This is a genomic window from Streptomyces sp. NPDC102462, assembly GCF_044765425.1.
Taxonomy (GTDB): Bacteria; Actinomycetota; Actinomycetes; order Streptomycetales; family Streptomycetaceae; genus Streptomyces.
Genome location: NZ_JBIWKB010000007.1, coordinates 20,524 through 34,462, shown reverse-complemented (window position 1 = coordinate 34,462; position 13,939 = coordinate 20,524). Strand labels below are relative to the sequence as shown.

Genomic DNA, 13,939 nt, shown 5'->3' with positions numbered 1-13,939 from the left:
TCGGCTGACTCCGACCAACGTTAACCTGCGGCGCGGGGGCCTCGCGGCCTTCACGAACTCGCCGTACAGCTCGGGGCCTGCGGTGGGCGTCGGCGGGTGCGGGTTGGTTGTGGTTGCTCGCGCCGTTCCCCGCGCCCCTTTTGGGGCGCCTTTGCTCCCGCCCGCTCGCAGTGCGACCGTCTCTGCGAACGCCCTGCCGCCGTGGGCTGCGGCACGTCCGCGAGTGCCGGTTGGTTGTGGTTGCTCGCGCCGTTCCCCGCGCCCCCTACGGGGCGCCTTCGCCTCGGGCATTCGCACTGCGGCCACGTCTGCGGTCGCCGTACCAGTCGCGGGCTACGGTGCGTCGGCGGGTGCGGGTTGGTTGTGGTTGCTCGCGCCGTTCCCCGCGCCCCTTGCGGGGCTGTTAGCGCGTCGACCAGTCGTGTTGGGTACGTACGTTTGCCTTGAGTTCTGTTAGTTGGGTGGCTACTGCGGTGGGGGCCGTGCCGCCTCGGCCGTTGCGGGAGGCCAGGGCGCCGGGGACGTTGAGGACCGTGCGGACCTCGGGGGTGAGGCGGGCGGAGATCTTCGCGAACTGCTCGTCCGTCAGCTCGTCCAGTTCCTTGCCCTCGGCCTCGGCGGCCTTCACGCACTCGCCGGCCACCTCGTGCGCGACCCGGAAGGGCACGCCCTGCTTGACCAGCCACTCGGCGATGTCCGTGGCGAGCGAGAAACCGGCCGGGGCCAGCTCCTCCATGCGCTCGCGGTGGACCGTGAGCGTGGCCATCATGCCGGTGAAGGCGGGCAGGAGGACTTCGAGCTGGTCACAGGAGTCAAAGACCGGCTCCTTGTCCTCCTGGAGGTCGCGGTTGTACGCCAGCGGAAGCGCCTTGAGGGTGGCGAGGAGCCCGGTCAGGTTGCCGATCAGCCGGCCGGACTTGCCCCGGGCCAGCTCGGCGATGTCAGGGTTCTTCTTCTGCGGCATGATCGACGAGCCCGTCGAGAACGCGTCGTGCAGCGTCACGAAGGAGAACTCCTTCGTGTTCCAGATGATGACCTCCTCCGCGATCCGGGAGAGGTCCACCCCGATCATCGCGGTGATGAAGGCGAACTCGGCCACGAAGTCACGGGATGCCGTGCCGTCGATGGAGTTGCCGACGCTGCCGTGCTCGAAGCCCAGGTCCTTCGCCACCGCCTGCGGGTCAAGGCCCAGCGAGGAGCCCGCCAGGGCCCCCGAGCCGTACGGCGACACGGCCGTCCGCTCGTCCCACTGGCGCAGCCGCTCGGCGTCCCGGGACAGCGCCTGGACGTGTGCGAGGACATGGTGGGCGAAGAGCACCGGCTGGGCGTGCTGGAGGTGGGTGCGGCCGGGCATCGCCACGTCCGGGTGGGCCTCGGCGAGGCCGATCAGCGCGTCCTGGAGGTCGGCGATCAGGCCGCCGATGATCCGGGCGTGGTCGCGCAGGTACATCCTGAAGAGCGTGGCGACCTGGTCGTTGCGCGAGCGGCCCGCGCGGAGCTTGCCGCCGAGGTCCGGGCCCAGCCGCTCCAGCAGGCCGCGCTCCAGGGCGGTGTGGACGTCCTCGTCGGCGACGGTGCCGACGAAGGAGCCGTCCGCCACGTCCGCCTCCAGCCGGTCGAGACCGGCGATCATCCGGGTCAGTTCGTCGTCGGTGAGGAGCCCCGCCTTGTGCAGCACGCGCGCGTGGGCGCGCGAACCGGCGATGTCGTAGGGGGCGAGCCGCCAGTCGAAGTGGACGGACGCGGACAGCTTCGCCAGGGCCTCGGCGGGACCGTCCGCGAACCGGCCGCCCCAGAGCCGTACGTCACCGCTGTTGCTGCTCACTTGCGTTGCTCCTAGGAGAGTTACGGATGTGCCGCCGCCTCCCCGCTCGCAGGCGAGCGGGGAGGCGGTTGTCAGGCTAGTGCGGGTGCCGCCGTCCGGCGGTCAGGCCAGGTCGCGCTTGGCGGCGATCTTCGACGACAGGCTGTAGATGTCGATGAAGCCCTTGGCCGCGGCCTGGTCGAACGTGTCCCCCGTGTCGTAGGTGGCGAGGTTGAAGTCGTACAGCGACTGCTCGGAGCGCCGGCCGGTGACCACCGCGCGACCGCCGTGCAGGGTCATCCGGATGTCGCCGGAGACGCTCTGGTTGGCCTCGTTGACGAAGCCGTCCAGGGCGCGCTTGAGCGGGGAGAACCACTGGCCGTCGTAGACCAGTTCGCCCCAGCGCTGCTCGACCTGCCGCTTGTAGCGGGCCAGTTCGCGCTCGACGGTGACGTTCTCCAGCTCCTGGTGGGCGGTGATCAGGGCGATCGCGCCCGGGGCCTCGTACACCTCGCGGGACTTGATGCCCACGAGCCGGTCCTCGACCATGTCGATCCGGCCGATGCCCTGGGCCCCGGCGCGCTCGTTGAGCTGCTGGATGGCCTGCAGCACGGTGACGGGCTTGCCGTCGATGGCGACCGGGACGCCCTCCTTGAAGGTGACGATCACCTCGTCGGCCTCGCGGGGCTCGGCCGGGTTGGAGGTGTACTCGTAGATGTCCTCGATCGGGGCGTTCCAGATGTCCTCCAGGAAGCCCGTCTCGACGGCGCGTCCGAAGACGTTCTGGTCGATGGAGTACGGGGACTTCTTGGTGGTGGCGATCGGAAGCTGCTTCTGCTCGCAGAAGGCGATCGCCTTGTCCCGGGTCATCGCGTAGTCACGGACCGGGGCGATGCACTTGAGGTCGGGGGCGAGGGCGACGATGCCGGCCTCGAAGCGGACCTGGTCGTTGCCCTTGCCGGTGCAGCCGTGGGCGACGGTGGTGGCGCCGTGCTTCTTGGCGGCGGCGACCAGGTGCTTGACGATCGTCGGACGGGAGAGCGCGGAGACCAGCGGGTAGCGGTCCATGTAGAGGGCGTTGGCCTTGATCGCCGGGAGGCAGTACTCCTCGGCGAACTCGTCCTTGGCGTCCGCGACCTCGGCCTCGACGGCGCCGCACGCGAGGGCGCGCTTGCGGATGACGTCCAGGTCCTCGCCGCCCTGGCCGACGTCGACCGCAACGGCGATGACCTCGGCGCCCGTCTCCTCGGCGATCCAGCCGATGGCGACGGAGGTGTCCAGACCGCCTGAGTAGGCGAGTACGACGCGCTCGGTCACGGGTTTCTCCTCACAGTGCACTGGCTGACATGCATGAGTATGCAGCACTCTGCATGATTCGTCAATCTGCGGGGGAATCGGCGGCGCGTTGAACGCTCGAAACCGCTTTCCCGTATGTCTCGGTGACGTCGGCGCCGCGTCCGTGAACCCACCCCTGACCCAAGTGAGGCATCCCCATGTCCAGGGCACTTCCCAAGTACGACAAGCGTCGCGTGACCTTGATCGGCGGCGCCGCCGCCCTGGTGCTGTCCGGCGCGGTGATCGCCGGCTCCGCGCTCGCCGGGGAGAGCTCCGAGGCCGGTGGCACCGACGCCCGCACGCTCGCGGCACCGGGAACGATCAGCTGCCCCGACGTCGCCTCGCGGCTGCCCGCGGTCCCCGCCTCCGCACAGGCCGAGGTCGACCGCAACCTCACCCTGCTCCAGACCCAGATCCAAGAAGCGAACAAACGCCTCACCGACAGCGTCGGCCAAGGCGGACCCAACTTCGTCGACAACGCCATCCTCGGCCCTCTCAAGGACAAACGGGTGGCGACCGTCAACCGCATCGCGACGGCGATCGGCCGTACGGCGGCACGGCCGGCCGGGCTTGAGGCGCTGGCGCCGTGCACGCTTGGCGCGGGCGGCGCGGACACGGGGGCCGGGGAGGCGGGCGCCGGCGAGACAGGTGCCGGGCAGGCGGGAGAGGCCGGTGCGGGCGGGGCCGCAGCCGGTGACGCCGGCGCGGACGGCTCCGGGGTGCCGCAACAGCCGGCCGACGGCGCCGCCGCGGGAACGATCAGCTGCCCCGACGTCGCCTCGCAGCTGCCCGCGGTCCCCGCCTCCGCACAGGCCGAGGTCGACCGCAACCTCACCCTGCTCCAGACCCAGATCCAGGAAGCGAACAAACGCCTCACCGACACCGTCGGCCAAGGCGGACCCAACTTCGTCGACAACGCCATCCTCGGCCCTCTCAAGGACAAACGGGCCTCGACCATCGAGCGCATCGCCATCTCCATCGGGCGCACGGCCGAGAAGCCGGCCGGCCTCGACTCCCTGGCCGCCTGCACGCTCACTCAGTGAGGTGACAGGCAGCCGTGTCCGCCCCGTGTCAGCGCCGGCCGGGGCGGCCACGGTGGAAGCCGGATCCGTCCCCACCGGATCCGGCTTCTCCTTCGGCGTGCGGCTTCCCCTGCCTTCTCCTTCGGTGGACGCGTTCTCCTTCGACGGCCACGCGGATTGCGGCGATACTCGGCAGACATGGGAAAGACTTATGAGCGCATCGACGGCAGACTCCGCACGTTCATCGAGGAACAGCCCCTCTTCTTCACCGCCACCGCTCCCCTCTCCGGCGACGGCACCGTCAACCTCTCCCCCAAGGGGCTCAAGGGCTCCTTCGCGGTGCTCGACGAACACACCGTCGCCTACCTCGACTTCGCCGGCTCCAACGCCGAGACGATCGCCCACCTGCGGGAGAACGGCCGCATCACGCTGATGTGGTGCGCCTTCCAGGGGCCGCCGAACATCGTCCGGGTGCACGGGCGGGGCGAGCCGGTCTTCCGCGACGACCCGCGCTTTCGCGCACTGCTCGCCCACTTCCCCGGCATCGACCCGACCCCGCACGGCCTGCGCGCCGTCATCGTCGTCCACGCCGAACTCGTCCGGGACACCTGCGGGTACGCGGTGCCCTTCATGGCGTACGAGACGGACCGGGATCTGCACGAGCGGCGCTTCGCGCGGGAGGACGACGCCTCGCTGAGCGACTACTTCACCAAGAAGGACCACGTGGCGACGAGCCTGGACGGCCTGCCGGGACTGCCGTTGCCGCTGCCGCCGTCTACCGTCTGAGCATGCGCCCAGGTGTCGTCGTCACCCTCGTGTCCGCGTCCCTCCTCCTGCCCGGTACGGCGCCCGCCGCCGCCGGGACGCCCCCGCTGCCGGCGCGGATGGCCGACACCGGGGGCGGCAGCCAGCTGATCACCGCCGAGGCGCCGCGGGCCGGCGCGACGTCGGGCACCGTCACCTGGTGGGACCGGCGGGGCGGGCGGTGGGTGCGGGCCGGTTCGGCGCAGGCCCGGTTCGGGGCGAAGGGGCTCGTCGAGGGCACCGTGCGCAAGCAGGGCACCAACACCACCCCGACCGGGCTGTACGACCTGCCGTTCGCCTTCGGCGTGCGGCCCGCACCGGCGGGCACGACGGTCCGGTACCGGCCGGTGCGCGAGAACTCCTGGTGGTGCCAGGACACCGGGTCCCGGTCCTACAACCGCTGGACCGAACCCCGGCCGGCCGACTGCCGCGCCGCCGAGTCGGAGCACCTGATCGGGTACCGCACCCAGTACGCGCACGCGCTCATCATCGGCTTCAACTACCACCGGCCCGTGCGGGGTCGCGGCGCCGGGATCTTCCTGCACGTCAACGGGTCCGGCGCGACGGCCGGTTGCGTGTCGGTCCCGGCCGACGCCATGCGCCGCATCCTGCGCTGGAGCGACCCGAAGGCACGACCGCACATCGCCATCGGCACGACAGGCGGACCGACCGCGATCACCCGTTACTGACCCCGCCCCGGAAGGGCTTGCCGCGGACGGGCGGGCACGGGCCTCCGGCCCCGGATGAGCAGTCTCCCGCCGGGAAGGGCAGACCCCAACGCCGCACGAGCAGGCTCCCGCCGGGGAGGGCAGGCTTCGGGGCCGCATGACCGGGCTCATGGCGCGGGCTGGCTGGGTCGCGGGATATATGGGCTCAGGTCCCGGACAAGCGGGCTCCAGCCCGGGAGGGACAGGCTTCGCGGCCCGCATGACCGGGCTCATGGCGCGGGCTGACAGGGGTCGCGGGATTCGGACTCCGATCCCGGACAAGCGGGCTCCCGCCCGGAAGGGGCAGAATCCGCCCCAGCGACAAACCCCGAACACACGGGACCCGCCTACGGACGCACAGCGCCAGGCTCGGGACGCCCGGTGGCGGGTCACCGCCGGGCAGAGGCCGCCTCCGAGCCGACAGCGACAAACCCCGAACACACGGGACCCGGCTACGGACGCACAGCGCCGGGCTCCGAGCCCGGAGCGGCAGGCCCCGGCCCCTCAGACCCAGCCCCCTCCCGCAGAGCCCCGCTGCAGCGGACTCCGAACGCACGGGAACCAGCTCCGACCCCGGATCGCCAGGCCCCCCTCCCGCACCACCCCGCTCCGGGCCCCTGCGGCGGGCTCCGGGCGCCTCGCGGCGGGTTACCGCTGGGGAGGGGCGGGTGTCCGTGTCGGGTGGTCGGGCTCGGGGGGCGGAGCCGCTGGGGTGGTTGTGGGGAGGCGGACCGTGAAGGTCGTGGTGCCTGGGCGGCTTTCCAGGCCGACGGTCCCCCCGTGTGCCTCCGCCACCGCCGCCACGATCGAGAGTCCGAGCCCCGCCCCGCCGCCCGCGGCCTCCGTGCGGCGGCGGTGCTCGGCGCGGGTGAAGCGTTCGAAGACGCCGGGCCTGACCTCCTCGGGAACGCCCGGCCCGGTGTCGTGGACGTCCAGCCGGACGGTGTCGCCGTCGGTCTCCAGGGACACCGTCACCTTCGTGCCGGCGGGCGTGTGCGACCGCGCGTTGGCCAGCAGGTTGGCCAGCACCTGTTGCAGGCGGTGGGCGTCGCCGGTCACCGTCACCGGCTCCTCGGGCAGTTCCAGCGCCCACCCGTGGCCGGGCCCCGCGGCCCGTGCGTCCGTGACGGCGTCCAGCACGAGCCGGGTGAGGTCGACGGGCCGCCGCTCCAGGGGGCGTCCGGCGTCCAGCCGGGCGAGCAGCAGCATCTCGTCGACCATCTCGCCCATGCGCGCGGACTCGGCGGCGATCCGTTCCAGGGCCCGCGTCACCTCCGGCGGCACCGGCCCGGGATGCAGCAGGGCGAGTTCGGCGTGGCCGCGTACCGAGGCGACCGGGGTGCGCAGCTCGTGGCTGGCGTCGGCGGCGAAGCCACGCAGCCGTTCCTCGCTCGCCTGCCGCTTGGTCAGCGCGTTCTCGACGTGCCCGAGCATCCGGTTGAACGCGGCGGCCACCTGCCCCACCTCGCCGCGCGGGTCGCCCTGCGGGGCCCGCGCGGGCAGCACGACGTCCCCGCTGGCCAGCGGGAGTTCGCTGACCCGGGTGGCGGTCGCGGCGACCCGGCTCAGCGGGCGCAGCGACCAGCGCACCCACAGGGCCCCGGCGACACCGGCGATCACCAGGGCGGCGCCGAAGACGATCCCGGCGACCAGTTCGAGCCGGTGCACGGCGGCCTCCACCGGCTCCAGCGGCAGCCCGGTGATCAGCACGTCGCCGTCCTGGCCCCGGTAGGCGGCGGCCCGGTAGGCGGCGTGCAGCGAGTCCAGCTCGACGGTGCGGGCCCGGCCGTCGGCCGGCAGGGCGGCGAGCCGCGCCTGGTCCCCGGCGGGCAGGGTGACGTCGCGCAGATTGGCGGCGGCGCTGCCGGACGGCACGACGGCCGCGTTGGTGACCCGGTCGTCGACCAGTCGGGCGCCGAACGTGCCGGTCACCTGGCGCCTGGTGTCGCCGTGCTCGTCACCGTCGTGGTCGCTCGGCACGAGGGCCTGGTGTTCCAGGCTGGCCGGGAGCCGGCTGCCGACGTCGGCCAGCTGCTGGTCGAGGCGGCGGGTGAGGAAGCCGTCCAGCTCGACAACGGCGGCCACGCCCACGGCGGCGCAGCTGACAGCGAGCAGCACGACCAGTCCCGCGCAGAGCCGGGCCCGTAGCGTGCGCGGCCACGGCAACCGCCGCAGCCCCCGCGCCACGCCCGGCGGTACCGCCCTCATGAGAGCGCCGGCTTGAGCAGATAGCCGGCCCCGCGCACGGTGTGGATCATGGGCGCGCGGCCCGCGTCGACCTTCTTGCGCAGGTAGGAGATGTACAGCTCGACCACATGGGCCTGGCCGCCGAAGTCGTAGGACCAGACGCGGTCGAGGATCTGTGCCTTGCTGAGCACCCGACGCGGGTTGCGCATCAGGAAGCGCAGCAGCTCGAACTCGGTCGGGGACAGCTCGACCAGTTCGCCGGCCCGGGTCACCTCGCGGGCCTCCTCGTCCATGACCAGGTCGCCCACGACCAGCCGCGGCCCCTCCTCCTGCTGCCGGGCCATGCCCGCGCGGCGCAGCAGTCCGCGCAGCCGGGCGACGACCTCCTCCAGGCTGAACGGCTTGGTGACGTAGTCGTCGCCGCCCGCGGTGATCCCGGCGATGCGGTCCTCGACGGCGTCCCGCGCGGTGAGGAAGAGCACACAGACATCGGGCTTCACCTCGTGCAGCCGGCGCAGCACGGCGAAGCCGTCGGTGTCCGGCAGCAGCACGTCGAGGACGACCGCGTCGGGCAGCAGCTCGCGGGCCGCCGCGAGCGCCGAGGCGCCGTCGCCGGCCGCGCGGACCTGCCAGCCCTCGTAGCGCAGGGCGCCGGTGAGCACCTCGGCGAGGTCGGGGTCGTCGTCGACGACGAGGACGCGCAGCGGGGTCCCGTCGGGGCGGGTCAGGGCGGGGCGGCCGGAGCGGGTGGTGTTCATCTCGTCCTCCAGCATCACCCATCCCGGGCGTGGCCGGGCCGCGGGAACGCTCTGAGGTTCCTCTGAGTCCGCTCGGCGCGGCTGCCCTCAGAGCCGGTTCAGAGGTTGCGGCGGCACAGTGGCGGCTCCGGCGGCAGCGCGCGGTGCGGATCCGCCGGGAGAGAGGACGTGATCATGGCCGCGGTGCATGAGCGGCGGACGGCACGCGCCGCTCCGCCCGCCTCCCGGTGGTCCCCGGCGCTCTGGCTGCCGGTGTCGCTGTGGGCGGGCGCGGCGGCCGTGCTCGCCCTGTGGTGGACGGACACGGGTACGGTCGTCGGCGCGGCGGGCTGGCTGACCGGGGCCGGGCGGATCGCCGGTCTGCTGTGCGGGTACGCCTGCGCGGTGCTGGTGGGGCTGATGGCGCGGGTTCCGCTGCTGGAGGTGCGGATCGGCTCGGACCGGGTGGCCCGCTGGCATGCGATGGCGGGCCGGTACACGGTCTGTCTGCTGGTCGCGCACATCGTGCTGATCCTGGCCGGGTACGCCGCGCAGGACCACGCCTCGCTCGTCCGTGAGACGGTCACCGTGGTCCTCGACTACCCGGAGATGCTGAAGGCGACCGCGGGCGGGGTGCTGCTGTGCGCGGTGGGGGCCGCCTCCGCGCGCGCCGTGCGCCGTCGTACCAGCTACGAGTTCTGGTACTACACGCACCTGCTGACGTACGCGGCCGTCTTCCTCGCCTTCTCGCACCAGTTGGCGCTGGGCAACGACTTCGCCGGCAAGTCCGCGGCCACCGCCGCCTGGTACGCGCTCTATCTGGGCGTGGCGGCCCTGGTGGTCTGGTACCGGATCGTGGTGCCGGCCCGGCTGAACCTGCGCCACCGGCTGCGCGTGGAGTCGGTGCACAGGGAGGCGCCGGGTGTGTACTCGGTCGTCGTGTGCGGTCGTCGGCTGGACGAGCTGGACGTGCGGCCCGGGCAGTTCTTCCGCTGGCGGTTCCTCGGCGCGGGCCTGGGCTGGACGTCGACGCCGTACTCGCTGTCGGCGCCGCCGCGCGGGGACCGGCTGCGGATCACGGTCAAGGCGCTCGGCGGTCACAGCGCGGCCGTGGCGCTGCTGCGGCCGGGCACCCGGGTGTGGGCGGAGGGCCCGTACGGCTCCCTGACGGCGGACCGGCGCACCGCGCACAGGACGCTGCTGATCGCGGGCGGCGTCGGCATCACCCCGCTGCGGGCGCTGTTCGAGACGCTGCCCGGCGATGTGACGCTGCTCTACCGGGCGCGGACGGCACAGGACCTGGCGCTGGGCGGCGAGTTGGAGGCCATCGCGCGCCGGCGCGGAGCGACGGTGCGCTATGCCCTCAACGGGGCGGACGGCGAGCGCCCGGCGCTGACCGCCGGTGCGCTGCGCGCCGCCTTCCCCGGACTCGCCGGGTACGACGTGTACCTGTGCGGTCCGCGGGGCTTCGCCGAGGACGTGTACGCGCAGTTGCGGGCCGCGGGTGTGCCGGACCGCCGTATCCACCACGAGTCGTTCGAGCTGTGAGAACCCCGCTGTGAGAACCCTGGGAAAGGTGTGAGGCCGTCGTGCACGCGTTGAGGAAGGTTCGTCCGCTGCGCCGCGTCGTACTGGCGAGCGCCGCGACCGTCTGCGGGACGGTTCTGCTGCTGGCCCTGAAGCCGCACGCGACCCCGTCGGTGGCCGCCGGTGCGCCGGCGCCCGCTTCGTCCGCGCCGGCGCCCGCTTCGTCCGCGGGGGCGAGCGCGTCGGCCACGGCTCCGGCCACCGGCAGCAAGACCGTCACGGGTGACACGGCACAGACCCGCTGGGGCCCGGTGCAGGTGCGCGTCACGGTACGGGGCGGCCGGCTCACCGACGTCACGGCCGTCGTCTCTCCGCAGGACAATCCGCGCGACCAGCAGCTCAGTGCCTACGCCCTGCCCCGGCTGCGCCAGGAGGCGCTGGCCGCGCAGAGCGCGCAGATAGACACCGTGTCGGGCGCCACCTACACCAGCGACGGTTACCGGCAGTCACTCCAGTCCGCACTGGACTCCGCGGGCCTGTGAACACTCGGGAGCCGTGACACGTATCTGTGGGCCAAGGGTCCCGTCCACCCGGAGGAACCGTGACCACCACCCTCGCAGGCGGACGTGCCGCCCGCCGCCAGACGATGCGCCGCATCCGCCCGCGCCGCTCCCCGGCCGTCCCGCTGCTGCTCGCCGTCGCCGCGGGCGCGGCGGGTGTGCTGTGGCTGTGGTGGCACAACACGCCGTCCGTCGCCGACGACAACAGCAGGATCCTCAACGCGGGCCGGATCACGGGTCTGCTCGCCGGCTACCTCATGGCGCTGGTCGTGCTCCAGATGGCGCGGGTCCCCGCGCTGGAGCGGCGGGTCGGTTCGGACCGGGTGGCCCGCTGGCACGCGATGAGCGGCCGCTACACGCTGTGCCTGGTCCTCGCCCATGTCTTCCTCATCATGTGGGGCTACGCGCTGCAGGCGGGCAAGTCGCTCGGCGACATCGTCCAGCAGACCGTCGACTCCATCAACCAGCTGCCGGACATGGGCAAGGCCGCCATCGGCACGGGCCTGCTGGTGCTCATCGGGCTGACCTCGGTCGGCGCGGTCCGCCGCCGGCTGCCGTACGACACCTGGTACCACGTCCACCTGATGACGTACGCGGCGGTGTTCCTGACGTTCTGGCACCAGATCACCGCCGGCAACGACTTCGCCCTCGAACCCGCCGCGAAGACCTTCTGGTACGCCCTGTACGGCTCGGTGACCGCGCTGCTCCTGTGGTACCGGGTCCTCACCCCGATCCGGCTCAACCTGCGGCACCGGATGCGGGTCGAGGCGGTGATCGAGGAGACCCCGGGCATCGTCTCGGTGCTGATCGGCGGGCGCAGGCTGCACCGGATGGGCGCGGAGGCCGGGCAGTTCTTCCGGTGGCGGTTCCTGGCGCCGGGCATGCGGTTCAGCTCGCACCCGTACTCGCTGTCGGCGGCGCCCCGGCCGGACATGCTGCGGATCACGGTGAAGGCGATCGGCGACCACAGCGCCCTACTGCGCGAACTGCGGCCGGGCACCCGGGTGTGGGCCGAGGGCCCGTACGGCGCGCTCACCGCGTCCCGGCGCAGCCGCGGCAAGGTGCTGCTGGTCGCGGGCGGCGTCGGCATCACGCCGATGCGGGCGCTGTTCGAGACGCTGCCCGGCGCGGCCGGCGACCTGACCCTGCTGTACCGGGCCAACAGCACGCAGGATCTGGCGCTGTGGGACGAACTGGCGTCGATCGCCGAGGAACGCGGCGCCCGGCTGATGTACGCGGTGAACAGCCCGGAGGGGGAACGGCCGGACATCTCGGCGGACAACCTCCGGCGGAAGATCCCGGACATCGACCGGCACGACGTGTTCATGTGCGGTCCGCCCGGGTTCGCGCAGTCGGTGTACGAGGCGCTGCGCGGCGCGGGGGTTCCCGCCCGCCGCATCCATCACGAGTCGTTCGAGATGTGAGCGACGGACTCTCAGCGGAACCCGACGGGAAATCAGGAGTGCACACAAGATGCGGAAGAGCCACCCCATACGGCGCGTCGTGCTGGCCACGGCGGCCACCGTGTCCGGTGTCGTCCTGCTGCTGACGCTGAAGCCGGCCTCGGACCCGGCCTCCGCGTCGGCGGCGGGCGCGGCGCCCCAGCAGACGGCGGCGGCGCAGGAGTCGCCGCAGGGCGGAGCGCAGGCCGCCGGATCCGGCACGGTGACCGGTGACGCGGCCCGGACCCAGTACGGGGACGTGCAGGTACGCCTGACCGTCACGGGCGGCAGGATCACCCGGGCGGAGGCGGTGCAGGCGCCCAAGGGCGGCACCAGCGACCAGAAGACGGCACTCGCCGTACCGAAACTGAACCAGGCCGCCGTCGCCGCACAGAGCGCCCGGATCGACACCGTCTCCGGCGCCACCTACACCAGCAACGGCTACAAGCAGTCACTCCAGTCGGCACTGGACAAGATGAAGGCGCCGGGTTCCTCGCCCGCTTCGCCCGCCGCGCCGTCCTCCGGCGCCGCGCAGACCGGTTCCCGCACCCTCACCGGCGGGGCCGCCCAGACCCCGTACGGTCCGGTCCAGGTGCGGATCACCGTCACCGACGGGAAGATCACCGAGGCGGAGGCGGTACAGGCCCCCAAGGGCGGCACCAGCGACCAGAAGACGGCACTCGCCGTACCGAAACTGAACCAGGCCGCCGTCGCCGCACAGAGCGCCCGGATCGACACCGTCTCCGGCGCCACCTACACCAGCAACGGCTACAAGCAGTCACTCCAGTCGGCACTGGACCAGGCCGGTGGCTGACGTGGCGGCGGAGCCGGCTGAGACTCCCGCCGCGGTGCGGCACGCGGAGGAGGTCATGGGGACGGTCTTCTCCTTCGACGTCCGCGGCGGGGAACCGGATGCCGTGCGGGCGGCGCTGGACGAGGCGGTCGCCGGGCTGCACCGGGTCGACGAGGTGTTCAGCACGTACCGCGAGGACAGTCAGGTCTCCCGGCTGGCCCGGGGCGAGCTGGCCGTCGCGGACTGCGATCCCGAGGTGGCCGAGGTGCTGGAGCTGGGAGCCGAGGCGGAGCGGCTGAGCGAGGGGTGGTTCAGCACGGCCTACCGGGGCCGGCTCGATCCGACCGGGATCGTCAAGGGCTGGGCCGCCGAGCGGGCCGCGCTGCGGATCGCCGCGGCCGGGGTGAGCGGGGTGAGCGTGAACGGCGGCGGCGACGTGCAGATGTTCGGCGTGCCCGAGCCGCACCGGCCGTGGCGGGTCGGGGTGGCGGATCCGCTGCGGCCGGGCGGGCTTGCGGCGGTGGTGTCCGCGGCCGGGGTGGACCGACTGGCCGTGGCGACGTCCGGGACGGCGGAGCGCGGGGCGCACATCGTGGACCCGCGGACCGGGCGGACAGCGGTCACGGACCTGGTGGCGGTGACCGTGATCGCTCCCCGGCTGACCTGGGCGGACTGCTGGGCCACGGCCGCGTTCGCGATGGGCTCACGGGCCGGCCTCGCCTGGCTGGAGTCCCTGCCGGACGTGGAGGCCCTACTGATCACAGCAGGCGACGAGGTCCGCTGCACAGAAGGCCTGGCAGCCCGCCTGGGCTGAAGCCAAGCGACGCCTCAGGCGCGCGAGGAACTGCGCGACCGGCCCCCAACAACCCGCACCCAACCACACACAGCCACCCACCCAAGGGGCGCGGGGAACTGCGCGACCAGCCACACACCACCTGCACCCAACCACACACCCGCACCACCCCAAGGGGAGCGAGGAACTGCGCGACCAGCCACACACCACCTGCACCCAACCACACAC

General features: G+C 72.8%; 12 protein-coding genes. 8 read left to right on the top strand and 4 right to left on the bottom strand.

Annotation, left to right across the window (positions count from 1 at the left end; translation table 11 throughout):
- Positions 1-403: 403 nt before the first annotated feature.
- Positions 404-1,825: an argininosuccinate lyase gene (gene argH / locus ACIRFL_RS08400; protein ID WP_404025386.1), complete on the bottom strand. Its 1,422-nt coding sequence runs from the start codon at positions 1,823-1,825 to the stop codon at positions 404-406.
- Between the two features lie 102 nt (positions 1,826-1,927).
- Positions 1,928-3,121 carry an argininosuccinate synthase gene (locus ACIRFL_RS08395; RefSeq protein WP_404025384.1) on the bottom strand — a complete coding sequence of 398 codons (1,194 nt, stop codon included), beginning with the start codon at positions 3,119-3,121 and terminating at the stop codon, positions 1,928-1,930.
- Positions 3,122-3,297: 176 nt separating this feature from the next.
- On the opposite strand from ACIRFL_RS08395, the gene ACIRFL_RS08390 reads away from it, so the two are divergent.
- The 3 genes from ACIRFL_RS08390 (at position 3,298) to ACIRFL_RS08380 (ending at position 5,654) form a co-directional block, all read left to right on the top strand.
- Positions 3,298-4,182: a hypothetical protein gene (locus ACIRFL_RS08390; RefSeq protein ID WP_404025381.1), complete on the top strand. Its 885-nt coding sequence runs from the start codon at positions 3,298-3,300 to the stop codon at positions 4,180-4,182.
- Positions 4,183-4,359: 177 nt separating this feature from the next.
- Positions 4,360-4,947: a pyridoxamine 5'-phosphate oxidase family protein gene (locus tag ACIRFL_RS08385; RefSeq protein ID WP_404025379.1), complete on the top strand. Its 588-nt coding sequence runs from the start codon at positions 4,360-4,362 to the stop codon at positions 4,945-4,947.
- Between the two features lie 2 nt (positions 4,948-4,949).
- Positions 4,950-5,654 (top strand): L,D-transpeptidase, encoded by a 705-nt coding sequence (locus tag ACIRFL_RS08380; protein ID WP_404025376.1) that lies wholly within the window; start codon positions 4,950-4,952, stop codon positions 5,652-5,654.
- A 666-nt stretch (positions 5,655-6,320) separates the two neighbouring features.
- On the opposite strand, the gene ACIRFL_RS08375 is transcribed toward ACIRFL_RS08380, so the two are convergent.
- Together ACIRFL_RS08375 and ACIRFL_RS08370 are read right to left on the bottom strand one after the other, a co-directional pair.
- Entirely contained in the window at positions 6,321-7,880 is a 1,560-nt protein-coding gene (locus ACIRFL_RS08375) for a sensor histidine kinase (protein ID WP_404025375.1), read from the bottom strand.
- On the bottom strand, positions 7,877-8,617 hold the full coding sequence (locus tag ACIRFL_RS08370; RefSeq protein ID WP_404025737.1) for a response regulator transcription factor: 741 nt from the start codon (positions 8,615-8,617) through the stop codon (positions 7,877-7,879). Before ACIRFL_RS08370 ends, ACIRFL_RS08375 begins: the two co-directional genes overlap by 4 nt.
- A 174-nt stretch (positions 8,618-8,791) precedes the next feature.
- Here ACIRFL_RS08370 and ACIRFL_RS08365 point away from each other — a divergent pair, with 174 nt between their 5' ends.
- The 5 genes from ACIRFL_RS08365 to ACIRFL_RS08345 are packed head-to-tail and all read left to right on the top strand — an operon-like array spanning position 8,792 to position 13,732.
- Positions 8,792-10,144 carry a ferric reductase-like transmembrane domain-containing protein gene (locus tag ACIRFL_RS08365; protein ID WP_404025373.1) on the top strand — a complete coding sequence of 451 codons (1,353 nt, stop codon included), beginning with the start codon at positions 8,792-8,794 and terminating at the stop codon, positions 10,142-10,144.
- Between the two features lie 41 nt (positions 10,145-10,185).
- Positions 10,186-10,665 carry an FMN-binding protein gene (locus ACIRFL_RS08360; RefSeq protein ID WP_404025370.1) on the top strand — a complete coding sequence of 160 codons (480 nt, stop codon included), beginning with the start codon at positions 10,186-10,188 and terminating at the stop codon, positions 10,663-10,665.
- A 59-nt stretch (positions 10,666-10,724) separates the two neighbouring features.
- Positions 10,725-12,107, top strand: a complete 1,383-nt coding sequence (locus ACIRFL_RS08355) for a ferric reductase-like transmembrane domain-containing protein (protein ID WP_404025367.1) — start codon at positions 10,725-10,727, stop codon at positions 12,105-12,107.
- Between the two features lie 49 nt (positions 12,108-12,156).
- Positions 12,157-12,939: an FMN-binding protein gene (locus ACIRFL_RS08350; protein WP_404025364.1), complete on the top strand. Its 783-nt coding sequence runs from the start codon at positions 12,157-12,159 to the stop codon at positions 12,937-12,939.
- 55 nt (positions 12,940-12,994) lie between these two features.
- Positions 12,995-13,732, top strand: a complete 738-nt coding sequence (locus ACIRFL_RS08345) for an FAD:protein FMN transferase (protein ID WP_404025736.1) — start codon at positions 12,995-12,997, stop codon at positions 13,730-13,732.
- The last annotated feature ends 207 nt before the right edge of the window (positions 13,733-13,939 follow it).

Bases quoted from the DNA above. Each gene is read 5' to 3' on its own strand.
- ACIRFL_RS08390 (WP_404025381.1), top strand. From the start codon at position 3,298: ATGTCCAGGGCACTTCCCAAGTACGACAAGCGTCGCGTGACCTTGATC.
- ACIRFL_RS08385 (WP_404025379.1), top strand. From the start codon at position 4,360: ATGGGAAAGACTTATGAGCGCATCGACGGCAGACTCCGCACGTTCATC.
- ACIRFL_RS08380 (WP_404025376.1), top strand. From the start codon at position 4,950: ATGCGCCCAGGTGTCGTCGTCACCCTCGTGTCCGCGTCCCTCCTCCTG.
- ACIRFL_RS08375 (WP_404025375.1), bottom strand. From the start codon at position 7,880: ATGAGGGCGGTACCGCCGGGCGTGGCGCGGGGGCTGCGGCGGTTGCCG.
- ACIRFL_RS08370 (WP_404025737.1), bottom strand. From the start codon at position 8,617: ATGAACACCACCCGCTCCGGCCGCCCCGCCCTGACCCGCCCCGACGGG.
- ACIRFL_RS08365 (WP_404025373.1), top strand. From the start codon at position 8,792: ATGGCCGCGGTGCATGAGCGGCGGACGGCACGCGCCGCTCCGCCCGCC.
- ACIRFL_RS08350 (WP_404025364.1), top strand. From the start codon at position 12,157: ATGCGGAAGAGCCACCCCATACGGCGCGTCGTGCTGGCCACGGCGGCC.
- ACIRFL_RS08345 (WP_404025736.1), top strand. From the start codon at position 12,995: ATGGGGACGGTCTTCTCCTTCGACGTCCGCGGCGGGGAACCGGATGCC.